General features: G+C 59.3%; 22 protein-coding genes. 2 read left to right on the top strand and 20 right to left on the bottom strand.

All coding sequences use genetic code 11. The features are described from left to right. Window positions 1-6: 6 nt before the first annotated feature. From hpaB to hpaG, 9 genes are all read right to left on the bottom strand, one after another. Complete coding sequence (hpaB, locus tag AC1VYI_RS21645) at window positions 7-1,569, bottom strand: 4-hydroxyphenylacetate 3-monooxygenase, oxygenase component (protein ID WP_045355034.1); 1,563 nt, start codon at window positions 1,567-1,569, stop codon at window positions 7-9. Window positions 1,570-1,746: 177 nt separating this feature from the next. Next, window positions 1,747-2,679, bottom strand: a complete 933-nt coding sequence (hpaA, locus tag AC1VYI_RS21640; RefSeq protein ID WP_226483417.1) for a 4-hydroxyphenylacetate catabolism regulatory protein HpaA — start codon at window positions 2,677-2,679, stop codon at window positions 1,747-1,749. A 9-nt stretch (window positions 2,680-2,688) separates the two neighbouring features. Then, window positions 2,689-4,041 (bottom strand): 4-hydroxyphenylacetate permease, encoded by a 1,353-nt coding sequence (gene hpaX / locus AC1VYI_RS21635; RefSeq protein ID WP_134866842.1) that lies wholly within the window; start codon window positions 4,039-4,041, stop codon window positions 2,689-2,691. A 21-nt stretch (window positions 4,042-4,062) separates the two neighbouring features. Further along, the gene (gene hpaI, locus AC1VYI_RS21630) at window positions 4,063-4,860 is read right to left on the bottom strand and encodes a 4-hydroxy-2-oxoheptanedioate aldolase (protein ID WP_134866841.1); all 798 of its coding nucleotides are present in this window, start codon (window positions 4,858-4,860) and stop codon (window positions 4,063-4,065) included. A 9-nt stretch (window positions 4,861-4,869) separates the two neighbouring features. Beyond that, window positions 4,870-5,673 carry a 2-oxo-hept-4-ene-1,7-dioate hydratase gene (hpaH, locus tag AC1VYI_RS21625; protein ID WP_045355040.1) on the bottom strand — a complete coding sequence of 268 codons (804 nt, stop codon included), beginning with the start codon at window positions 5,671-5,673 and terminating at the stop codon, window positions 4,870-4,872. A gap of 129 nt (window positions 5,674-5,802) precedes the next feature. After that, window positions 5,803-6,183, bottom strand: coding sequence for a 5-carboxymethyl-2-hydroxymuconate Delta-isomerase (locus AC1VYI_RS21620; protein WP_045400867.1), 381 nt, complete (start codon window positions 6,181-6,183; stop codon window positions 5,803-5,805). Window positions 6,184-6,192: 9 nt separating this feature from the next. Next, entirely contained in the window at window positions 6,193-7,044 is an 852-nt protein-coding gene (gene hpaD, locus AC1VYI_RS21615) for a 3,4-dihydroxyphenylacetate 2,3-dioxygenase (protein ID WP_045355043.1), read from the bottom strand. A 2-nt stretch (window positions 7,045-7,046) separates the two neighbouring features. Next, window positions 7,047-8,513, bottom strand: coding sequence for a 5-carboxymethyl-2-hydroxymuconate semialdehyde dehydrogenase (gene hpaE, locus AC1VYI_RS21610; protein WP_045400869.1), 1,467 nt, complete (start codon window positions 8,511-8,513; stop codon window positions 7,047-7,049). Next, entirely contained in the window at window positions 8,510-9,787 is a 1,278-nt protein-coding gene (gene hpaG / locus AC1VYI_RS21605) for a 4-hydroxyphenylacetate degradation bifunctional isomerase/decarboxylase (protein WP_134866840.1), read from the bottom strand. The genes hpaE and hpaG overlap by 4 nt, the downstream gene beginning before the upstream one ends. A gap of 271 nt (window positions 9,788-10,058) precedes the next feature. Here hpaG and hpaR point away from each other — a divergent pair, with 271 nt between their 5' ends. Both hpaR and tsr read left to right on the top strand, forming a co-directional pair. After that, entirely contained in the window at window positions 10,059-10,499 is a 441-nt protein-coding gene (gene hpaR, locus AC1VYI_RS21600) for a homoprotocatechuate degradation operon regulator HpaR (protein ID WP_023334396.1), read from the top strand. A gap of 83 nt (window positions 10,500-10,582) precedes the next feature. Continuing rightward, the gene (gene tsr / locus AC1VYI_RS21595) at window positions 10,583-12,247 is read left to right on the top strand and encodes a methyl-accepting chemotaxis protein (RefSeq protein ID WP_163354366.1); all 1,665 of its coding nucleotides are present in this window, start codon (window positions 10,583-10,585) and stop codon (window positions 12,245-12,247) included. A gap of 92 nt (window positions 12,248-12,339) precedes the next feature. Here tsr and AC1VYI_RS21590 read toward each other — a convergent pair whose 3' ends face one another. The 11 genes from AC1VYI_RS21590 to AC1VYI_RS21540 form a co-directional block, all read right to left on the bottom strand. After that, entirely contained in the window at window positions 12,340-12,846 is a 507-nt protein-coding gene (locus tag AC1VYI_RS21590) for a GNAT family N-acetyltransferase (protein WP_045355047.1), read from the bottom strand. Window positions 12,847-12,875: 29 nt separating this feature from the next. Next, window positions 12,876-13,349: a hypothetical protein gene (locus AC1VYI_RS21585; protein WP_023310287.1), complete on the bottom strand. Its 474-nt coding sequence runs from the start codon at window positions 13,347-13,349 to the stop codon at window positions 12,876-12,878. Between the two features lies 1 nt (window position 13,350). Next, complete coding sequence (locus AC1VYI_RS21580; protein WP_023310288.1) at window positions 13,351-14,091, bottom strand: winged helix-turn-helix domain-containing protein; 741 nt, start codon at window positions 14,089-14,091, stop codon at window positions 13,351-13,353. Window positions 14,092-14,217: 126 nt separating this feature from the next. Continuing rightward, window positions 14,218-15,159, bottom strand: coding sequence for a Csu type fimbrial protein (locus tag AC1VYI_RS21575; RefSeq protein WP_226483419.1), 942 nt, complete (start codon window positions 15,157-15,159; stop codon window positions 14,218-14,220). Window positions 15,160-15,173: 14 nt separating this feature from the next. Next, the gene (locus tag AC1VYI_RS21570) at window positions 15,174-17,462 is read right to left on the bottom strand and encodes a fimbria/pilus outer membrane usher protein (RefSeq protein ID WP_226483420.1); all 2,289 of its coding nucleotides are present in this window, start codon (window positions 17,460-17,462) and stop codon (window positions 15,174-15,176) included. Continuing rightward, window positions 17,383-18,159 (bottom strand): fimbrial biogenesis chaperone, encoded by a 777-nt coding sequence (locus AC1VYI_RS21565; RefSeq protein ID WP_134866839.1) that lies wholly within the window; start codon window positions 18,157-18,159, stop codon window positions 17,383-17,385. The genes AC1VYI_RS21570 and AC1VYI_RS21565 overlap by 80 nt, the downstream gene beginning before the upstream one ends. A 2-nt stretch (window positions 18,160-18,161) precedes the next feature. After that, a complete protein-coding gene (locus AC1VYI_RS21560) occupies window positions 18,162-18,656 on the bottom strand; it encodes a Csu type fimbrial protein (protein ID WP_023310292.1) in 495 nt (164 codons plus the stop codon). A gap of 32 nt (window positions 18,657-18,688) precedes the next feature. Continuing rightward, window positions 18,689-19,231, bottom strand: coding sequence for a helix-turn-helix transcriptional regulator (locus AC1VYI_RS21555; protein WP_134866838.1), 543 nt, complete (start codon window positions 19,229-19,231; stop codon window positions 18,689-18,691). Next, window positions 19,228-19,866 carry an EAL domain-containing protein gene (locus tag AC1VYI_RS21550; protein WP_134866837.1) on the bottom strand — a complete coding sequence of 213 codons (639 nt, stop codon included), beginning with the start codon at window positions 19,864-19,866 and terminating at the stop codon, window positions 19,228-19,230. The genes AC1VYI_RS21555 and AC1VYI_RS21550 overlap by 4 nt, the downstream gene beginning before the upstream one ends. A gap of 180 nt (window positions 19,867-20,046) precedes the next feature. Further along, window positions 20,047-22,338 carry a phosphatidylglycerol--membrane-oligosaccharide glycerophosphotransferase gene (opgB, locus tag AC1VYI_RS21545; RefSeq protein WP_134866836.1) on the bottom strand — a complete coding sequence of 764 codons (2,292 nt, stop codon included), beginning with the start codon at window positions 22,336-22,338 and terminating at the stop codon, window positions 20,047-20,049. 270 nt (window positions 22,339-22,608) lie between these two features. Then, window positions 22,609-23,091, bottom strand: a complete 483-nt coding sequence (locus AC1VYI_RS21540; RefSeq protein ID WP_072263112.1) for a YjjA family protein — start codon at window positions 23,089-23,091, stop codon at window positions 22,609-22,611. Window positions 23,092-23,099 lie beyond the last annotated feature (8 nt).

Genomic DNA, 23,099 nt, shown 5'->3' with positions numbered 1-23,099 from the left:
GCTGCGCTATTTCAGCAGCTTGTCGAGCATGTTGATATCGCTGTTGTTGTGCAGGTGCGGCACCGTCCAGCCGTGCTGGTCGTACTCGGACATGCAGCGGTCGACCATCGCCATCATCTTGTCCATGTTGCCGGAGCTCTGCGCCTGGCGCAGACACTGCAGGCGGATCTCATCCTGGCTCCCGGAGTAGTTGATTTCGTACAGCTCGTGACGACCGCCAAACTCGCTGCCGATGGCGTCCCACATCAGCTTCAAAATCTTGATGCGTTCGACGTGATCCATCCCGTTGGAGCCGCGCACGTATTTCGCCAGATACTGGTCGATCTGCGGGTTGTTCAGATCCCGGGCGCTGGACGGCAGGTAGATCAGACCGGACGTCACGTTACGCTCGATGATGTTCTTGATCTTGGCGTAGGCCATCGGCGCCATCACGCGGTAGGTTTGCAGCGCGGCGTGATCCGGCAGATACGCGCCGTTCACCCACGGGGTAGCTTCGGAGCACATCGAGTCGCTCAGCGCCCAGAACATGTTGCGCCAGGCCACCACTTCGCCGAGATCTGCCTGCACGCCGCGGAACTCCAGGGTACCGGTGCACTCCAGGGATTTCTTCAGCAGGGCGGTGATGAAGTCGAGCTTCACCGCCAGACGCACGCAGGCCTGCAGCGGGTACATCCGCGCAAAGCCGCCCTCCATCGTCCAGCGACGGCAGCGGTCGAAATCGCGGTAGATCAGCACGTTTTCCCACGGGATCAGCACGTGATCCATCACCAGGATCGCGTCGTTCTCGTCGAAGCGGCTGGAGAGCGGGTAGTCGTACGGCGATCCGGTTGCGCCTGCCACCATCTCGTAAGAGGCGCGGGAGATCAGCTTCACGCCTTCGGCATCCATCGGCGCGACGAACATCAGCGCGAAGTCCGGGTTTTCGCCCATCACCTGCGCGGAGCCGAAGCCGATCATGTTGTAGTGGGTCAGCGCCGAGTTGGTTGCCACCACCTTCGCACCGCTGACGATGATCCCGGCGTCGGTCTCTTTCTCCAGCTTGATGTAGACGTCTTTCACCTCGTCCGCCGGCTTGTGGCGGTCGATCGGCGGGTTAACGATGGCGTGGTTGAAGTACAGGCCGGTTTCCTGAATGCGCGTGTACCAGCTGCGGGCGTTCTGTTCGAACTGGCCGTAGAAGGCCGGGTTGGCGCCGAGCGCGCAGCCGAACGCGGCTTTGTAGTCCGGCGTGCGGCCCATCCAGCCGTAGCTCAGGCGCGACCACTCGGCGATGGCGTCGCGCTGCTGGCGCAGGTCGTCGGCGCTTTTCGCCACGCGGAAGAACTTGTGGGTGTAGCCGCCGCTGCCGGTGTCGGTGCCCCAGCAGAGGGTATCCTGCATGTCCGGCTTGTGAAGCGCGTCGTACATCTGCGCGATGGAGGCCGCCGCGTTGCGAAACGCCGGATGGGTGGTGACGTCTTTGACGCGCTCGCCGTAGATGTAAATCTCACGGCTGTCCTGCAGGCTTTTTAAATACTCTTCGCCGGTTAACGGACGTTTGGCATCAGCGCGGAAATCTTCAGGCTTCATAGGGACCTCGTATCGGAATAGGGTTGTTAAATTTATGTTTTGTTTTTGTTGTTTAATTGAAGCCTGAGAGGGGCGGAACGTGAAGGGACGATTGGGACAACGGCGGGTACTTTTCGCGAGAGATCGCAGAGTGTGATTTTCCTCACCCTAACCCTCTCCCAAAGGGAGAGGGGACGGTTACTCCCTCTCCCTTTGGGAGAGGGCCGGGGTGAGGGGAACAGGCGATACCGGTACTTTCTGCGCCCGATACGCGCTCGGCGAGCACCCCACTAAGCGGTTAAAAAACCGGGCAAAATAGGCCGGGTCCTTAAACCCCAGCTGCCAGGCAATGTCGCTGACCGCGCTGTCGGAGAAGAGCAGCAGGCGTCTGGCCTCCCGCAGCTGGCGGTCGAAGATCAGCCGCTTCGGCGGGCGGTTGGCAAAGCGGCGGCAGATATCGGTCAGGCGGGATTCGGTCAGGTGCAGCTCGCTGGCGTATTCCGGCACCGTCCAGTGCTGGTGGTAGTGGGCATCTATTAGCTGGGTAAAGCGCTGGAACAGCTTAAGCTCGCCGCGCATGCCGCCTGAAGCGTGGTCGTCGAGCTTCGCGTTGCGCAGCAGCAGGGTAAACACCGCCTGCGCCAGCAGGACCAGAGTATGTTCGCGCCCCGGCAGCTGCTCCGTGGATTCCCGGGCAATCAGTGGCCAGTAGTGCTTCAGCGCCGCCAGCTCGTCCGGCCTGTCGGCCAGCGAGAGGCAGATCCCCGGCAGGCCAAACGCCTCCCGCGTGCCGGGGTAAAGCACCTCCAGCAGGGGCCAGATCAGATCCTCGCGAACCGTCAGCACGTGCCCGTCGCTGTCGGATTCGGTGATAAACGCGTGCGGCACCGACGGCGGCGTGAGGACGAACAGCGGGGCCTGCACCGAGTAGCGGTGATCGTCGAGCTGGAGTTCAATCTGCCCGGTATCGAGAAAGTGCATCTGAAAATACTGGTCGTGACGGTGCGCCTGCATGTCGCGGCCAAAAAAGGCCGCCATGCGCGCGAACGACTGGTAGTGCACGTCGTCGGTGCCCAGACTTTCGTCGTACTCCTTGCTGATGTCGATGTTGGTAATGGGGTTCTGGCACATGGCGGCTCCCTAGTGGATCTTCTGCGCCGCGATGCCCGGCTCGCGCTCAAGGCTTTCGCGCTGCGTCATCGGGATGCGCGTCAACACCAGCGCGCCGACCACCAGCAGCCCGGCCACGAACCACAGCCCGGAGCTGAAGCTGCCGGTTGCATCACGCAGAATGCCGATCAGCAGCGGGCTGACGGCGGATCCGACGTTGCCGATGGCGTTGATCACCGCCAGCGCCACGGCGCGGGACTGCAGGCTAATCACCCGATCCGGCGTGGTCCAGAATATCGCCATGGCGGTAAAGGATCCGGTTGAGGCCATAATGATGCCAAGCAGCTGGATCAGGCTGTGATCGGTGGCCGAGGCCAGCATCCATCCCGCCGCGGCGAACAGGTACGGCAGGATGGTGTGCTTTTTTCGCTCTTTCAGCCTGTCGGAGCGTCGGCTCCACCAGATCATCCCGAGAATGGTGCAAAACTGCGGGATCGCCGCCAGCAGGCCGATGACGATATTGCTGCTTCCCGTGTTGAAGCTTTGCAGGATCTGCGGCGTCCAGATGTTGATGGCGCTGAGCGTGTTGGTCAGGCAAAAGTAGGCCAGCGTGTAGAGCAGCACCGCCGGGGTCAGCACTTCGCGCAGCGTCGAGCGCGGCGTGACGGATTGGGCGATGGCGACCTCCTGCTCGCGGGCGATCATCGTTTTCAGCGCCTGCTTTTCGTCGTCGTCCAGCCAGGTGGCCTGATCAGGCGTGTCGTTGAGGTAAAACCAGGTCACCACGCCGAGCACCACCGACGGCAGCCCCTCGAGCAGGAACAGCCACTGCCAGCCCTTCAGGTTCCACAGCCCGTCCATCGCCAGAATGTAGCCGGAGAGGATCGAGCCGAGCATCATGGTCACCGGCATAGCGATCATAAACAGCGCGTTGGCGCGGGCGCGGTGATAGGCCGGGAACCACCAGGTGAGGTAGACCAAAATCCCCGGCAGGAAGCCCGCTTCGGCAATGCCCACCAGCATGCGCAGGACGTAGAGTGTTTCAGGGCTGGTGGCGAACATGGTGCAGGTGGAGGCGATGCCCCACACCACCATGATCCCGGCGATCCAGCGCCGCGCGCCGATCTTCGCCAGCATGATGTTGCTCGGGATCCCGCACAGCACGTAGGTGACGTAAAACAGCGTCGCGGCCAGGCCAAACATGGTCGACGTAAGGCCCAGATCTTTGCCCATCGTCAGCCCGGCAAAGCCGATGTTGATGCGATCGAGAAACGAAAAGACAAACAGGATAAAGAGAAAGACGATCAGGCGTCGGAACAGCTTGTTAATGGCGCGATGTTCAACAGCTTTATTATCATGAGTTTGCAGGGTAGAGGTCGTCATGGTGCGCTCCAGATCTTACGTTTAGTAGACGGATTTATTGTTATTAACTGACGTAACCGGTTGTTCGATAAAACGTGCCGCCAGCGCTTCGGCGCTGCGGGCGAGCAGGGTGGTGTCGACGCCGACGGCGACAAACAGCGCGCCAAGCTCGAGGTAGCGTTTCGCCAGCGGCTCGTTCGCCATCAGGATGCCGGGCGCTTTGCCCGCGCTGAGGATCTGCGCGATAGCCTGCTCGATGGCGGCCTGCACCTCCGGGTGCTGCGGATTGCCGGCAAAGCCCATGTCGGCGCTCAGATCCGCCGGGCCGATAAACACGCCGTCGACGCCGTCCACGTCCAGGATCTGCGGCAGGTTTTTCAGCGCCTCGCGAGTTTCAATCTGTACCAGCACGCACATCGCGTCGTTGGCCTGCTGCAGGTAATCCGGGACGCGGTTCCAGCGCGAGGCGCGCGCCAGGGCGCTGCCGACGCCGCGAATGCCCGCGGGCGGGTAGCGGGTGGCGCGCACTGCCTGCCGCGCTTCGTCGGCGTTTTGCACCATCGGCACCAGCAGGGTTTGCGCCCCCACGTCCAGCAGCTGTTTGATCTGCACCGGGTCGTTCCACGACGGGCGCACCACCGGCTGGCTGGGATAGGGCGCGATGGCCTGCAGCTGGGTTAAGACGGTCTGCACGCTGTTTGGCGCGTGCTCGCCGTCGATCAGCAGCCAGTCGAAGCCTGCCCCGGCCAGCAGCTCAGCGCTGTAGCTGCTGGTGAGCCCTAGCCATAAACCGATTTGCGGGCGGCCCGCCTTCAGCGCCGCTTTGAATGCGTTTTGCATGGTCCTCTCCTAAACAAAGCGGCAGCTGATGGAGCCCATGTTGCCGTAGTCGACGTGGAAGGTGTCGCCTCTGCTGGCGGGCACCGGACGGGTAAACGAGCCGCCGAGAATAATCTGGCCGGGCTCAAGCTGCACGTCGTACGGTGCCAGCTTGTTCGCCAGCCACGCCACGCCGTTCGCCGGGTGGTTAAGCACGCCTGCGGCGACGCCTGTCTCTTCGATCACGCCGTTGCGGTAGAGCAGAGCGGAGATCCAGCGCAGATCCAGTTCGTCGGGCTTAATCGGGCGGCCGCCGAGGATCACCCCCGCGTTGGCGGCGTTATCGGAGATGGTGTCGAACACCTTGCGCGGGCGCTGGGTTTCCGGATCAACGTTGTGACAGCGGGCGTCGATCAGCTCCAGCGCGGGGATGACGTAGTCCGTAGCGTTGTAGACGTCGAAGATCGTGCAGTTCGGGCCGCGCAGCGGTTTCGCCAGCACGAAGGCCAGCTCCACTTCGATGCGCGGAACGATAAAGCGATCGACCGGGATGTCGCTGCCGTCGTGGAAAAACATGTCGTCCAGCAGCGCGCCATAGTCCGGCTCGCTAATCTGCGAGCTGGCCTGCATCGCTTTGGAGGTCAGGCCGATCTTATGGCCCTTCAGCACGCGGCCTTCGGCGATTTTCAGGCTGACCCATTCGCGCTGAACGGCGTAGGCGTCTTCAATGGTGATCTCCGGGTAGTCCAGCGAGATCGCGCGGATCTGCTCCCGGGTTTGTTCCGCCTGATGCAGGCGGTGGGCGATCAGGGTATGAGTGTGTTTGTCGAGCATGGCGATATCCTGTTTTACGTTTGTTTTCTCCCTCTCCCCGTGGGAGAGGGCCGGGGTGAGGGCATCAGGCCGCATAGATTTCCCCTCACCCTAACCCTTTCCCAAAGGGACAGGGGGGCCGTGCCGGTATTACTTAAACAACGCGTGCACGTTGTTTTGTTTGTAATTGAGCGTCGGGTGCAGCTCGTCGAGCTCGAACGACAGCGCCAGATAGCGGTCGGCCATCAGCTCCGCGAAATGTGCCTTGATCAGCGCAAAAAGCATCTCCCCCACGGCTTCCCGGCTCTCCAGGCTGCGCCCGGCGCCAATCTTCAGCGTCATATGCACAAAGGCGTAGTCGTGCCTGCCGTCGGCCATCTGCCAGGTGTCCAGCCAGTGGGCGCGGCTGCGGATGCCGCCGATGGGGAAGATGCCCGTGGCGGCCAGCGCCTCGTTGACTTTGGCGAACAGCCCCGGCAGGTCCGCCTGCTCGCGGATGTTGTCGGTACATTCAGCAATAAAGTGCGGCATGGTGACTCCTTACGCGGGCAGCGGGAAAACGGCGTTAACCTGGCCGGTGCCGGAGCTGGCGAACAGCTCGGTGAGGAACTCCACCTTACCGTCGTACTGGTCCCAGCCGAGCATCCCCAGCAGCATCACCGTGTCGTGCATGTTGCCCTCGCCGTAGCAGTAGTCGGCGTACTCCGGCAGCATGCTGCAGAATTCTTTGAATTGCCCCTCGCGCCACAGCTTCACCACGCGCTCGTCCATTTGACGGTCGAACTCGCGGGTGTAGCTGTTCATCCCTTCCTCCGCGCGCTGGTCGTCGATAAAGCGGTGCGATAGCGAGCCGCTGGCGAGCACCGCCACGGTGCCGTCGTATTTCTCAATGGCGCTGACGATGGCCTCGCCCAGCCTGCGGCTGTCGGCGAAGTCGTGAACCGTGCAGAACGCCGAGATGGAGACTACTTTGAAGTGTTTATCCGCGTTCATGTAGCGCATCGGCACCAGCGTGCCGTACTCCAGCTTGAGGCTCGGGATGTTGTGCGCTTTGGCGCGCACGCCGAGCTTCACCGCCTCGTCTGCGATCAGCTGGCCGAGTTCCGGGTTGCCGTCGTAGTCGTAGGTCATGTCGCGGATAAAGTGCGGCAGCTCGTTGCTGGTGTATACGCCCGCAAAATGGTCCGCACAGTTGATGTGGTAGGCGCTGTTCACCAGCCAGTGGGTGTCGAACACGATGATGGTGTCCACGCCCAGCTCGCGGCAGCGCTTGCTGATTTCTTTATGCCCGTCGATGGCCGACTGGCGGCAGCCGTGGTTTTTCCCCGGCAGTTCGGAGAGGTACATCGACGGCACGTGGGTGATTTTTGCCGCTAGCGCTAATTTACCCATGGTCAGATCCCCCACTTTGGAATCGGATGGTCGCCCATGGAGATGCAGACGTTCTTCATCTCCGCGAACACTTCAAAGCTGTACTCCCCGCCCTCGCGGCCGGTGCCGGAGGCCTTCACGCCGCCAAACGGCTGACGCAGGTCGCGCACGTTCTGGGTGTTGACGAACACCATCCCCGCTTCGATATTCCGTGCCAGGCGCAGTACCTTGCTGACGTCCTGGGTCCAGATGTATGACGCCAGGCCGTACTCCACGTCGTTGGCCAGGCGCAGCCCTTCCGCTTCGTCCTTAAACGGCAGCAGGCAGGCCACCGGCCCGAAGATTTCTTCCTGCGCCACGCGCATGCGGTTGTCGACGTCCGCCAGCACGGTTGGTCGCAGGAAGTTGCCGCCCTTCAGGTGCGCAGGCAGGTCGGTCGGTTTGTCCGGGCCGCCTGCCAGCAGGGTTGCCCCTTCTTCAATGCCGAGGCGGATGTAGCCGGAAACCTTCTCCCAGTGCTGCTGGCTGATGAGCGCGCCAATCTGGGTATTCGGATCGGTCGGATCGCCTACGCGCAGGCGGTTGGCGCGCTCGGCAAATCGCTTCACGAATTCCGGATAGATACTCTGCTGGATGAAGATGCGCGAGCCCGCGGTGCAGCGCTCGCCGTTGATCGAGAAGATAGTGAACAGGGCGGCGTCCAGCGCGCGCTCGATGTCAGCGTCTTCAAAAATTAGCACCGGGGATTTGCCGCCCAGCTCCATGGAGTACTTCTTCAGCCCGGCGTTTTTCATGATGTTGCGCCCGGTGGCGGTGCCGCCGGTGAAGGAGACGGCGCGCACGTCGTGATGGCGCACCAGCGCGTCGCCCGCCGTCGCGCCGTAGCCCTGCACCACGTTGAGCACGCCCGCCGGAATGCCCGCCTCCAGCGCCAGCTCGCCCAGACGGTCGGCGGTCAGCGGGGAGAGTTCAGACATCTTCAGCACCGCGGTGTTTCCGAGTGCCAGGCACGGCGCAACCTTCCAGGTGGCGGTCATAAAAGGCACGTTCCACGGCGACACCAGCGCGCAGACGCCCACCGGCTGCACCAGGGTGTAGTTGAGCATCTTGTCGTCGACCGGGTAGGTTTTGCCGTTCATCTGCTGGCACACCTCGGCGAAGAACTCGAAGTTGTGCGAGGCGCGCGGAATCAGCACGTTTTTGGTCTGGTGGATCGGCAGGCCGGTATCGGCGGTTTCCATGGCGGCGATCTCGGGCACGTTCTGGTCGATCAGGTCGCCCAGACGACGCATCAGGCGCGCGCGTTCCTTCATCGGCAGGTTGGCCCATTTCGGGAACGCCTCTTTGGCGGCGGCGACGGCCTGGTGAATTTCAGCTTCACCGCCGGAGGCGACTTCTGCCAGCACCTCGCCGGAAGCCGGGTTGGTGGTGTGGAAGTACTCGCTTCCGGCAACGTTTTTACCGTTGATCCAGTGGTTAATCTTTTTCATTTTGCAGTCTCCTCGCTGACAATTCGGTTCACCAGGCGTCCCACGCCCTCCACTTCCACCACCACCTCATCGCCCGGCACCACGTCGGACAGCCCCTTCGGCGTGCCGGTGGCGATCATGTCGCCAGGCTGCAGGGTCATAAAATCGCTCAGGTACGCGATCAGGTACGGGATGCTGAAAATGAGATCGGCGGTGGTGCCTTCCTGGCGCAGCTCGCCGTTAACGAAGGTGCGCAGGGCGAGGTTGTGCGGATCGGGAATTGCCGCTTTCGGCACGATGTGGGGGGAAATGGGCGTCAGCCCGTCGCGGCTTTTTACCCGCAGGTTCGGGCGGTAGTAGTTTTCCAGGTAGTCGCGGATGGCGTAGTCGTTGCAGACCGTATAGCCCGCAACATAGTCCATCGCCTCGGCTTCGCTGACCTTACGCGCGGTTTTACCGATGACCACCACCAGCTCCGCTTCGTAATGCATGTATTCGATATTGTTCGGGCGCACCGACGTCTGGCCGTCGCCGTTGAAGGTGTTTGGCGCTTTGATAAATACCAGCGGCTCGGTCGGCGGCTTAAAGTCCAGCTCGCTGGCGTGATCGGCATAGTTCAGACCGAGGGCAAACAGCGTGGCGTACGGCGGCGTGCTGTGCGTGATAGCGACGTCGCGTTCATCCACCACCGGGTTTTCCAGCGGCGGAAAGCCTTCTGCCAGAATACGCACGCGATCGCCCGGGCGGATCTCCACGCGGCTTTGCGGGGTGCCGAGCAGGATCGCATCGCCGGGATTGAGGGTGGCGAACTCGCTCAGGGCGCTCAGCAGTTCGGCGGCGTTACGCTGAAGATCGGCCGTGCTCCAGTGATCCGCTTCGCGGCCGTTGATCTCGGTGATGATGGTCAGGCTATCCACGTTACCAACGGCGACAAGTTCGCCGAGCGGGCAAAATCCGTCCCGGCATTTGGCCTTGATGGCCGGGCGGTAGAAGCTCTCTTCCGGCAGGCTCACCTCGTTGGCGAGCGCATATCCCGCGATGTACTCCGCGGCGTCCTCCGCGCGCACCTTGCTGGCGGTTTTGCCCACGACCAGTGCCACCGTCGCACCGCTCAGCACCGTTTCCCCGTGAGGGAAGGGGATCGGCTCGCCCGCACGAATCACTGTGTTATGCGGCTTGATAAACCACACCGCCGTTTTCGGCGGCGTGTTGTAGGGCGCTTTTTCAAAGGCCTCACGCCAGGCTTCACGCTGGCTTTGATGGTTGAGGGCGACGGCAAAAACGGTACCTTTCATTCATATACTCCTCACCCCGGCGGTCCGGGTTGTGATTTCATTAATATGTTAATGATCTGGTTTTATGCTTTTGCTGTTTATTTCGCAATCAGAAGTGAAAGATTTGTGATGGAAATAACAATAAATTTACATTCTGTGATTTGTTTATAGTAAAATCATAGAGTTAATAAAATTATTGGGTTTCTGTTAGACTTTTTGACGGAAAACGTGTTGTTTATAAAAACATCTTTTAGTGATTGTTTACTTGTTAATGATGTTAAGGGGAAAGGCTATGCATGATTCATTAACCATCGCGCTGCTGCAGGCGCGGGAAGCGGCGATGTCGTACTTCCGCCCGATCGTGAAGCGCCATAACCTGACCGAGCAGCAGTGGCGCATTGTGCGCGTTTTGGCTGAGCATCCGTCGATGGATTTTCACGATCTGGCGTTTCGCACCTGCATCCTGCGCCCGAGCCTGACCGGCATTCTGACTCGGATGGAGCGCGACGGCCTGGTGCTGCGCTTAAAGCCGGTGAACGACCAGCGCAAGCTGTACGTGTCGCTAACCAAAGAGGGGAATGCGCTGTATGAACACGCCCAGGCGCAGGTCGAAGAGGCGTATCAGCAGATCGAGGCGGAATACACGCCGGAGAAGATGAAACAGCTGACGGCGCTGCTGGAAGAGTTTATTGAACTCGGAAACCGGCATAACGCAGCGCGGGAAGAAGAGTAAAAACCACAAATTCCAGGATGATTTTCGTAAAGTTTTCCCTTTCCAGGCCGAAAATTCTGTATCTGTCTGAGGAAAGAGAAAACATGTTAAACCGTATCAAGATTGTCACCAGCTTAATGCTGGTTTTAGCGATATTTGGCCTTTTACAACTCACGTCCGGTGGTCTTTTCTTTAATGCCCTTAAGAATGACAAAGAGAATTTCACCGTCCTGCAAACCATTCGCCAGCAACAATCCACGCTGAACGCCAGCTGGGTAGCGTTGCTGCAAACCCGTAATACCCTGAACCGTGCGGGTATCCGCTACATGATGGATCAGAGCAATATCGGCAGCGGCGCGACCGTTAACGATTTGATGCAAATCGCGTCTGCGTCTCTGAAACAGGCGGAAAAAAACTGGGCTGCCTACGAAGCCCTGCCGCGCGATCCGCGTCAAAGCGATGCGGATGCCATGGAGATCAAGCGCAACTATGATATTTACCACGGCGCGCTGGCGGAGCTGATTCAGCTGCTGGGTGCCGGCAAAATCAACGCCTTCTTCGACCAGCCGACCCAGAGTTATCAGGACGGTTTTGAGAAGCAGTACGTGAGCTACCTGCAGCAGAACGACAAGCTGTATCAGACGGCGGTCGAAGACAGCAACAGCTCCTTCAGCCAGGCTATCTGGGTGCTGATCGGCGTCCTGATTGCCGTGCTGGTGGTGATCGTGGCCGTCTGGCTCAACATCAAGCAGACGCTGATCTCTCCGCTGAATCGTCTGATCGACAACATTCGCCATATCGCCAGCGGCGACCTGGTGAAGCGCATTGAGGTTCAGGGCACCAACGAGATGGGTGAACTGGCCGACTCGCTGCGCCATATGCAGGGTGAGCTGGTGCGTACCGTTGGCGACGTGCGTAACGGCGCGAACGCGATCTACAGCGGCGCGAGCGAAATTGCGATGGGCAATAACGACCTCTCTTCCCGTACTGAACAGCAGGCCGCTTCCCTGGAAGAGACCGCTGCCAGCATGGAGCAGCTGACGGCGACCGTTAAGCAGAACGCCGAAAACGCCCGTCAGGCGAGCCATCTTGCGCTGAGCGCCTCTGAAACCGCGCAGAAAGGCGGCAAAGTGGTGGATAACGTGGTGCAGACCATGCGTGATATCGCGGGCAGTTCGCAGAAAATTGCCGACATTATCAGCGTGATCGACGGCATCGCCTTCCAGACCAACATTCTGGCACTGAACGCGGCGGTAGAAGCGGCGCGTGCGGGCGAGCAGGGCCGTGGTTTTGCGGTGGTGGCAGGTGAAGTACGTAACCTGGCCCAGCGCAGCGCCCAGGCGGCTCGCGAGATCAAGAGCCTGATTGAAGACTCCGTGGGCCGCGTGGAAGTGGGCTCAACGCTGGTAGAAAGCGCCGGTGAAACCATGGGTGAGATCGTGAACGCGGTGACCCGCGTAACGGACATCATGGGTGAAATCGCCTCTGCGTCTGACGAGCAGAGCCGCGGTATCGACCAGGTGGGTCTGGCGGTAGCTGAGATGGATCGCGTGACCCAGCAGAACGCCTCGCTGGTTGAGGAATCTGCCGCAGCGGCGGCCGCTCTTGAAGAGCAGGCGAGCCGTCTGACTCAGGCCGTGGCGGTGTTCCGAATTCAGCAGGAGCAGATGAAAGCGCGCGAGTTCGCTGCGGCTAAAGCGGTTTCCACGCCGGTGATGGCGCGTAAAACCGCGACGGCCGATTCAGGCGATAACTGGGAAACGTTCTAACTCGGTGCGTTGTGCCGGGTGGCGGCTGCGCCTTACCCGGCCTACGGTTCAGGGTTTTGTAGGCCCGGTAAGCGAAGCGCCACCGGGCGATATTACAGAGGCAGGCGCATGGCGCAGCGCGTTTCAAAGGCGAAACCGTGCGCTGCCTCTTCTTCCCTTTTCTGACGCAGTTCAGGCGTCAGCGTCGTCATTTTTTCAAACCCCAGCCGCGCATAGAACGGCGCATTCCACGGTACGTCCCTGAACGTCGTCAACGTCAGCGCTGTCAGCCCTCTTTTACGCGCATGGTCTGCCACGCAGGCGATGAGCTGCCTGCCGATCCCTTTTCCCTGCCAGTCCAGATCAACCGAGAGTTCGACAATAAACAGTGATGAAGGATGGGCCTCGGCAAGGATAAACCCGACGGGCTGGTCGTTCGCCAGCGCCAGCCAGCTTAGCCCACGTTCGACATACTCAAGGTGCTGCGCAGCGGAAATGACCTCGCCGTCGGCAAGCCAGGCGAGATCCGGGCTTTCACGAAAGCGCTCGCCCGCCGCGCGTTCAATGGCGGGCAGGGCGATAATGTCGTGAGGGGTAGTGGGGCGAATGCGAATATTCATGGCGGGAAGTATAGCCTGACCCGTCGACATTATTCCGAGCAGATCAGCACCGGCGAGTAAAAATTGCTGATCACCAGCGCGTCTTCCGGCGTGCGCTCTATCGTCAGGAGCCTTTTATTGCCCAGCGTCAGGCCCGCGACGTACTTTTCAAAGACTCCTGGCGGCATGGCATCGTGGCTAAAACGCTCCACTTTTTGAATAGCGATCTCATACAGTTCGCCCTCCACGTGACGCCATTTAAACATCTCCTGGCGGGAAACCTCCCAGCTGCGCGGGGCATTCACCACGCTGCCGTTTAGCGTGATGTATCCCGTTTTGTCGGGATGAAAACGCATAATGATCTCACCGTCAAAGGTGAAATCGTGGCTGTCGCGCCTGTCGGAGAAGGTCAGGTTTCCATCGCAGGCTACCGAGAGCGGGGGCGTGTGGAAGTACCAGGCCAGCGCGGAGCCCAGCAGCAGCAGGTTCAGGATCAGGATTAGCCAAACTTTTTTGTGTCTCATATCACCACTCGTAATAGTAAAGCGTACGACAGGCGCTGGCTTTACCCCGCGTGAGGGAACACTGAGAGAGCACCAGCCGCCCTTCGTGGCCGTAGAAAAGCGTTCTCTGAATGTGCATGTAGAAAATCGAATTTTTCAGGCACGGAAGATGGCCGTCCTTTTGAAGCGTTTGCGCGAGCGTAATCGCCTTCCCGTGAAAAACGTCCGCCAGCGGCGTAAAGGTGTAGACCGGACAGGTGCCGATATGCGTCAGCAGATGGATCTCCCTTTGTGAATTTTCTGGCTTGATGAGCGCGATCCAGAGGCATAGCGCAACGACGACCAGCGTGAGCGCGCCGCAGAACAGCCATTCCGGGCGAACGCGCCTTGCCGGTTTCGCCGTTTCCGCGGTCGGCGGGGCCTCCTCAAGCGGGGTGACCGTGACGTCTGCGCTGAGCATAAAGCCTGTTTTCGGTACGGTAACGATAAAGAGCTCGTCGGGAAGCAAAGTCGCCAGCATTTTGCGCAGAATGCTGATGTACTGGTTTAAGGAGTTGTTAGACCCCTGGAGCCCTCGCCGATCCCAGACTTCCTGAAGAAAGGTTTCCCGTTCGACCACGTTCCCATGATGCTGAACCAGCAGCCTCAGGATGGTATTGGCCGTACAGGTGAGGAGCTGCGCATCTTCATCCGGCGCATTGATAAGAGAAACAGAACCGTCCTCGTCGTTATAGACGATGGCGTCAGCAAGCAGGTATTTCATAAGTTCTTGTAATAAAAACAGAGATAACGAATAAAAAGAGAAGGCTTACGCCTTCCGGGCAGCACTGCTGGCTATTTTAACGCCACTGTTACCGATAACATTGATCCAGACAGGATTTTGGGTGGTTTAATAAGTCAGCGTGATAATCACGTCATCAATAAATTCCCCGGTACCGGTTAGCGGCTGTGCCGGGACTTCGCCGTAAACGGTGTAGTTCTGGGTGCCGCCTGCAGGGTTGGTGACCTGCAGCGCATCACCGCTGCTTTGATCCCCCCAGCGTTGCGTGGCCGCCTCATCCTGCCAGAGCCCGTAGCGCAGGCACTGGCCCTCGCTGTTACAGAGCTGCCGCTGACTACCGCTGGCATGGTTGCCATTGCCCATGGCAAGGGTGAACGCGATTCCGGCCGGACAGCGCGTGGTGACGGTGGCGGTGGATCGCGTCGGGCGCAGGGTAGCGGTGCTGGTCAGGGTGCCGAAGTTAAGCGGCGTCACGCGCTCGATGTAGCATCCCTGGCTGATTTCGGCCTGCGCGCTGGTGCCGCCCTGCACCTGCTCTCCCTCAGCAGAACCGTCCGAGCAGTTTTGCAGCGCATCCTGACGCACCGCGCTGTGCCAGGCGATGCGCAGATTCATGTTGTAGTTGTAATAGTGGTATGCCGGGAGCTGGCTTTGCCCTGCCGGAATGGTAGCGATAAGCGGAAAGATACCGCTGACGTTGGCATTGCTTTTCGCGGCAAGGGTCTGCTGGATCAGGTTCCCGTTGCTGGCAGGCCCCAGCTCCTGAGAGCGCGCTGCGCCGTTAAGCAGGCGGAAGAGGAGGGTGTACTGTTTCCCCTCCTGATCCCCCTGCGAGATCATCTCAAAGGGCGGTGCATCAACGCTGCTCAGGCAGACGTTGATATATTCCATCCTGCCCTCGTTGTCGACCTGGTCGGCCTGGCAGCTAAATTTGACCTCGGTGTTGACGGAGGTTGTATTGCCCGCCACGACGTTGCCAAAGTTAATGGCGGGCGTGGAGGTTATCCAGCAGGCTGCCGCCATCGCCTTCACGGACAGGACGAGCAGCAATAATAATGGCGCCCTTAATGACACAGTTGTTCTCCGATATTCTGTATTGATGACGCGGTACGCGGCGCCGGAAGCGTGACCCGGCACTCTCCCTCACCGGTCTTCACCACCAGTTCACCCGGCAGGGGCGGATCTTCAAGCCAGATAAAGCCGTCGCGTCCCACGATCGTGGCGCCCTGCGGCGTTGAAACTAGGCTGCCCAGCGGGAGCGGCTTGCGGCGGCTGTCGACCAGCCGGGCCTGAACCGTGACGGCGTGATGGACGTTAAAATCGACTTTTACCGCGCTGCTGTTGCCCGGTCTGGCGTGCATGTCGGTGACGGGTGCGATCACGTCGGCAGGCAAATCGAGTGGGTTAATGCTGATTTTGCTGTTGTGGTAACGCGGCAGGTCGGTCAGCAGGAGATAACCGTTCTTATCCGTTTCACCGGCCGGGCGGTTTTCCAGCATCACCGGTACGTGCCCAATGCCGTGCGTGGACACCAGCGCCATGCCCTGCTGGATATAGCGCAGCGCGTGCAGGCTGCCGTCCAGCAGCGTCAGGCTACCTTCGGCTGAGGCGTACTGGTTGCCCTGGTGAGCACTTTGCTGCAGCCCAACGTGCCATTCACCCGCTCGGCCCAGATAGCCTACGTCCGCATATCTTTCACGTCGTTCGCCAAAGCCCTGGCCCAGCTCCCATGACCAGCCGCCGGCCTCATCGTCCGGCTGGTGGCGGTAATCCATGCGCGGTTTATCCCGGCTGGCCTGGACGGAGAGCGTGTCCTCGCGACCCAATGGGACGGAAAACAGCAGCTGAACGTGACTCGATGAATCCGTAAACGAGCGGGTATAGCTCAGCGTGGTGGAGATGTGTGCCGGCAGCGACAGCGACCAGGAGGCGTTGAGGTAGCGCTGTGTGCTGCCCTGAATGTTTTGCTGTACCCAGCCCGCGCCCACGGTGCCGAAGTGGGGGACGGAGTGGCTTACCCAAACGCTGTCGCTGCGTCTGACGGGCGCAGCACCGCTCATGCGGGCGTTGTCGGCGAAATCCGCCCCGGTACGGACGGTGCTGGCTGAAATGCCCGTTCCTCTGCCGCTCCACTGCCAGCCGAGGCCCCACTGAACGCCCTGGCCGTAAGGGCTGTCGCTCACGGCAACGTGCTGGCTGACCACCCCTACGGCGGGAGAGACCAGCCAGTCAGTGCCCGTGCCCACGTTGCGCAGCCTGCGCTGCTGCTCCGTATGCAGTGCCAGCGTCAGGTGATTATTAACCCCATAGCGCCAGCCCGCGTCCAGCAGCGGCGAGGCGGCATAGTCGTCGGAATGCAGGGCGTAGTTTTCCCGCATCCAGCCGATGTCCAGCGAGCCGCTGCTGAGCCCTTCCGCCAGCATGCCCGGCGCGCCGTAGAGATCGAGCTGTACGGCGCGACGCTGGCCGTTGATATCGGTAATGACCACCTCCGCCTGCCCGCTTCCGGTGAAGGAGGGCAGGGTATCCAGCAGAAAGTCTCCCGGCGTGACGCGCTGGCTGCTCTGCTTAAGACCGTCGATATACAGATCGACCGTGGAAGGCAGTACGGCGGTGTCGCTGTAGCGGCTGCGCGGTTCGGTATTGAGCTGGGGATTGAGTTCAAAATTACGCGCCCAGTGTAGCCCGCCAAAGCGCACCTGCCGGCTCCAGCGGGTGCCGGTGGTGATGCTATCGCCCAGCGCCAGAGTGGTCAGCGAGTCGGTGTTATCCCACTGCCAGCGGGTTTCGAGACGCGTGTGGGTCGGTCGACCGGCGCTGTTTTCCTCCCCGGCATGGCTTGAAAAACTGCTGCTGAACGTTCCGGGTAGCCCTCCGGACGCGGTCAGTATGGTCTGGGCATTAAGCTGGCGTTTCCCCTGCGCGTCGCTGGCGTAGAGCGCGTATCCGAGCGTGTAAGCGTTGACGGGCTGCGCATCAGGATAGCGAAACAGCGGCGTGGGCTTTGTGACGGTCAGATGCTGCTGGCCCTCGAACGCCTCTGCCTCTGCGGTAATCGACACCTGCTGGGACAGCACGTCGAGATTGACCTTCAGGCCCGGCAGGGACGTCAGTTCAACCCACCCGGCGCCATCGTCCGGGGCGTGAAGCCCCAGCTTTTTCATGTCGCTGCGGCTTATCCATAGCGCATTATCCACCACCCGGCAGGCCCAAAGCTCTCCTCGCGGAGCGTGGTTCACGGTAATCGCCAGCCATTGCACGGTGTCGGCGGGTTCAGTCCGGGCTGACAGCATGAGCGGTACCCAAAACAGGAGCGCGAGAAGCGAGCGGGCGCAGGGGTATCTGGCTTGCATGGTGGTCATCATTGAGGTAGACGCGCAGCGTGCTGAGCGCGTGTCGTGAAGCCTGCTTAAGCGGTAAAAGGGTGGTTTGTCCCGGGAGCACATAGCCCGCCAGGCCTTTAATCGACCCTACAACCTGCCCATCGGCCGTCAGGGCCTCAAGGTGGCTCAGACGGATGTGGCGGTTTCCGGCGTTAAAACAGCGGAGGGTAGCCGGCATTTCTGCCTGCTCACAGCTCAGTGCATCGTGGCTGGCTGGCGCGTCCTGGTTCCCGGCAATAAACACCGGAATCGAGTAGCGCAGCAGGAAGTGCACCGCGTTGGGATTGGCGGCACGGGACGTGGCGTCCGGCAGCTCGTCAATGACCAGCCGGTAACTTTGCTCCTGTGCACGGACGCCAGGCTGCATGACGATAATGCGCACCAGCTGCTGCTGGCCCGGCGCCAGTGATGTCATCGCCGGGCTGCTGACCACCTCCCCGGTGGCCACCAGAACATCTTTACCGTTTTTTTGCGTCCATTCGTACACCCGAATCTGCGCATGGATGGCCGCTTTCCCACTATTAGTGAGATAGACCGCCGCTGCCCGCTGATTGCTCTGCAGGTCGACCGTTACCGGGGCCACCTGAAGCGTGGCGGCCAGCGCGTAGCGCGACAGCAACGCCAGCATCATGAGCCACAGAATGAAGCAGGGAAGGTAGCGACGCACGATCAGTACTCCAGTTTTAACGTGATATCGTCGCTGTAGGTACCTGCCTGGGCGGTTGTCAGCGCCCCGGCGTCAATGACGCCATACAGCGTTTCCTCCTGTTCCGCACCGTTGCCGGTATCGTCCAGGCCATTCGTGTCGGTGATTTGCGTCTGTTTGCCTTCGTCGGCAAAGAGTTTCCACGCAATCTTCTGCGCGCCCGTTTCGCCGTTTTCCGGCTTCAGCCAGAAGGTACCGTTTTCGCCGTCGTTGCTGGTGGCTGTGAGGGTGAAAGGCGTGCCGTTGGTACAGACGATATCGACCTGCGTTTTGGCCTGGATTTCGCTCGACTCATCGGAGCCGTGACGCGAGAAGTTTAGGTCGTTGGCTTTAAGGGTGCACGACTTCACGACCTCAAGTGATACGTGCATCGTCGCGCTTGCGGTACTGTCTGCGGCGATCGCAGCAGCAGGAAGCAGGAGAACGGAACAACTTACAAGGGTGGGAATAATTTTCATGATCTTATTTCCTGACGTGAGTAACAGTGCAATTACAAAGCGAATGACTGAGCGTCCAGCAGGCAGAGTTTTCGATGGAATTCCGCCAGGCTGTGACAACAAAATTTGTTCATCGCGTTACGCTTGTGGGTGTAGATCGTTTTAGGGGACTTATTCATGATTTTTGCGATGCGAACCGGACTAAATCCTTTATGGAGCAACATGCAAACCCGCCTCTCCTGATGCGAGAGCGTGGCGGCGTTTTTGATGGCGAATGTCGTGTCGCTAAAACAGTGGCTTAGCTGCGCAAACGAGAGGTTGTCCGCGACCACTCGGACCCGTTCGTTGCGCAGGCAGGCGTGAACGTCGCAGACCCGCGCGGCATCCGTAAATACCAGCCAGTTCTCTCCAGCGTGTGTATTAAGCAGCCGTTCCTGCAGGTGCAAAAGCCCTTCAGGATTAACGTCATGGATCCAATACATCTCCGGGCGAGGGGTAACGGCCGTCGAGATCATCGAAGTGAGGCCAAGCCATAAAAACGTATTCCCGCTCAGAACGATAACCTGATAACCAGCATTCGGAATGAAAGGGGTCATTTTCTACCCCACAGATAGCCCTGGCCGTAATCGGCCGCGCTGGCGCGGGCCAGCGCGAAATCACCCGCGGTTTCGATGCCTTCGATCAGCACCTTGCTGGCGACGCGCTTGCACTGGCGGGTGAGATGCAGAAACTTTGCCTGCTCGATCCGCCCGTTCCAGAAGGTATGTTTGTCAATTTTGATGCCGCAGAAGCGGATCTGGCTGGTCAGAAGATCGGGAAGAAGGTCTTCGCAGACATCGTCTGCCCACACTTCTATCCCCCACTGATGGAGCGTCGCGATGCATTTCCGCAGTGCCAGGCTTTGCGTATCCTTGAGCTGGACCATCGTATGGAGATCGGTGACCTCGATAGCAAGTCTCTCCGGGCAGGGTGTCTCTTCTTTTAGCCTGTCGAGGAAGTCCGTTTCCAGCAGTAAATCCGATGTCGCATTGAGATAATACTTGTCGCCATCCTTGCAAAACATGGCATGACGAAGCTGCGCAAAGAAGTGTGCTTTACGCTGCGTCGCGGGCATCGAGCCAAAGTAATCTTCAAGATTGACGTGGGACTTTGCCGTAGACAATACCTCCCAGGCAATCACATTTTCACTGCGCAGTGCCCGGATGGATTCGAACTTATAGCCGGTTAGCATGATAAAAGTGCGTAACGCTCCGTTGTGATTTCAGGAGCCGCACATTTTATGGATTTGTATTTTGGCGGGATATTTATAGATAAAAATGGCTTATATAAAGTGTTTTTATCTAATTTATAAGCATTATATAGGATTATTTATTTTCATAAGCGCCCGGCAGCACGCCGGGCGCGACGCGTGTTAACCCGCTTTGCTGACGATTTTGATTTCAACCATGCCGATCCCGAGCTCGCGCGGTGAGTGCCCAAGGATATTCCCCTCGTTCGTGGACTGCGGGTCCGGCGGCACGATCACCAGGGTATTGCTGCGCGAAGGATTCTCAAAATGCAGCGTGTGCGTGCTCACGTCGTTCCCTAGCGTCAGTGTCTGCTCCCGATCGCCTACGCGCACGGGTACGGGCTTGTTAGCGTTAGGGCCATACGCTCTGGCGGTGATCACCAGGTCGAACTGTTCCGGCAGCGGGTGGGCGTACTCAATTTTCACCTCGTTGCCCAGCTGCGCGTTTGACCAGCGTCCCCAGGACTCAGGACGCGAGATGCCGCTAAACTGCTTCACTTCCTCGGGTGCGCCGGCCACGTTAAAGATAAAGCTGTCCGCTTTGTAGCGAATATCGTTATCGCTGACTTTTAGCATGTCGATGTTGTGCTGATAGCGCGCGGTATCAATCACCGTATCGTTGAACGCGGTTTTGCCTTTCCACTGGGCTTTATCCACGTGCTGCACGGTTTGCTCTCCGCCAAGCTGACCCTGAGAGACGCACCAGTCGGTAGAAAGCGCCAGCGGCTGCGACCAGAGCTGGCCCATTTTGTAGCACCGGTCGACCCAGACGAAATTATCGCGCGGAGCAAAATCGGCCAGCTGATAGCGCAGCGGCGCGGAATATTCGCTTTCCGGCAGCGGCTCAACGCGCCCTTCCGACACGCGCACCAGCAGCGGCAGACGGAAGCTGCTGCCCGAGAAGGCAATCGTGTTTTTATCCCGATCGACGGTGAAGTCCTTCATCTCTTTCGGGAAGTTCCACAGGCGGATAATGTCTGGCTTCCAGGCGAGGATTTTATCCTTCATGTTGAGGAACACTTCCGACAGGGATTGCCCCGACAGCGTGCTGCGGCCCAGGCCAATAAAGTTGTCGCCGCCCAGAATGTCCAGCACGGTTGCGCCGTTATCCATGGAGTTGCGTTTGGTGGCAATTACCTCCTGCTGCGGCTGGTCGCCGCGCAGGACAAAGAACAGGTTGCTGCGATCCTGCTTGTTGAGCCGATCCCAGGCGCTGTTTTTCATCGCCAGATGGTCAGACGAAACGACGATGACGGTGTTTTTAAACCAGGGCGAGGCTTTGATTTTCTCGACCAGCGCGGCAATGTGCTCCTGACTGCAGGTGACGGCGCTGAAGGACTTGTTGTTTTTGCCGTCCACGTCGTAGCTTTTGCGTTTGCAGCTGCGCGAGACGAACCCGTCCGGATGATGGGTATCCACCGTCAGCGCAAAGAGGGAGAAACGCTTGCCCGCGCGGGAAAGCTCCTCGAATTTCTTCCAGGTTTCGTCGAGTACCGTATCGTCATAGAAGCCCCAGTCGTTACGGTAGCTCGGATCGGCAACCGTCGTTTTTAACTCTTCTGAGCCATACAGGTGGTCAAAACCGTGGGATTTCAGGAACACGTCTTTTCCGGCAAAGCGCAGGTTTGCCCCCTGCACAAAATAGTTTTCGTAGCCGGAGTTTTTCAGGATATCGCCGAGGCAAATATTCTGTGGGAAGAACGTCGACATTGAGGCTGAGGCGTTACCTTCAAAAGGCGCGAACAGCGGGATACCGCACTGGGAGGCAACCATACCGGCAATCGTATAATCCGTGCCGGGCAGTTGCATGGTGTGGCTGAAATCGAGACCTTCATTTTTCAGCGCGCCCAGGTCCGGCGTCAGATTCGGGAAAGCATCGTTATCAAAGTACGTGCGTTCCAGGCTTTCACCGTAGATGTAGACCAGATTGAGCTTCGGGCTGGCGATCGTTTTCGACGGTTCTTTGTAGTAGGCCGCGAAATCCGGATCGCCGTCGCGCGACTGGGATTTCACCAGCTCGGTGATCTGATGGAACGCCGGGCTGGCGTCGACGGAGGCCAGAGCCAGGAACAACGCCAGCAGGCTATAGCCATGATGGTGCGGGTGATGGCGACGTCGGCGCAGCACCCAGGCCAGCGCGCCAAAAATCGTCACCAGAGCGGCGATAAGGCCTAGCCCCGGAAGAATGTATTTGCCCACGCCCGCGCCCGTCAGGCTGTTCGTCAGCGTGTAGAGCACCGCATCGTTAATACCGTCACCGGTAAAATAGTCGCTGGCGTATAAGGTAATGTTTAAAATAATAAAAACGCCGAGTACTACCAGCGTGGCGATAAACCACCAGGTGTGACGGCCGGCTTTCCAGGCGTAAACGCCGACAGAAGCCAGAAAAAGGATAAGAGACATGAATTCTGACAACAGCATATCCTCATGACGCCAGGTGCTTCGCTGGCTAACTGTTTATTTTTTGGGTCATACAATGTAATTGCGATGTCGTTAAGCTGCAATTTTAGTGTCACGAAAGTGTGCTGTTGTTAGGATTTGGTTTAGAAAATCGTTTTTATGAAGAAGGTCGCATCCTGACAAACGGACGCTGAGACGGTGGCAACCAGGAAAAACGCTCGTTTAGCGCCGCGTTGCAAGACTATCGCATTAAACGCGGCGTGTTGTGGCATAAAATGGGGTGGATCAGGAGATGAAATTAACGCCTTGTTTCAGCACCAGATCGCAGGCTTTGGTTTTCACCTGTTTTGCCAGAGAAGAGTTGCCGAGGGTGCTCAGGTTTAGCTGCTGCCCGTTTTGCGCGTTAAGCAGGCCCTGAATGCCGTCCATATAGTTGGTGTCCGCTTTCTGCTCCTGAGTATCCAGACCCAGTTTACCCAGCACCTGGTTTTTCACGTTTTGCGCGTCGGTTACGGAGGCCAGCTTTTGCTTTGCGCAATATTCCAGAATCCCCGCCGCGTTGTTCATCGTGCCCGCGCTGAGGCTCTGAGAGCTGCTGCCCAGCAGGCTGGTGAGGGAAGAGGCGGAGAGTCCACCCTGAGAGCTGCTGCTCTCTTTGGTCAGCTCATTTGCCGCGCTTGACAAGGACTCCTGCCAGGACGCCGCTTGCGCTGCGCCGGTCACCAGCAGCGCGCCTAAAAAAGTGCTGATTAGAATCTGTTTTTTCATCATGGCTC

It is taken from the genome of Enterobacter sp. QK-SA4 (genome assembly GCF_056856775.1).
Note: the sequence above shows the minus strand (reverse complement) of the source record. Positions and strands in the feature narration are given on the sequence as shown.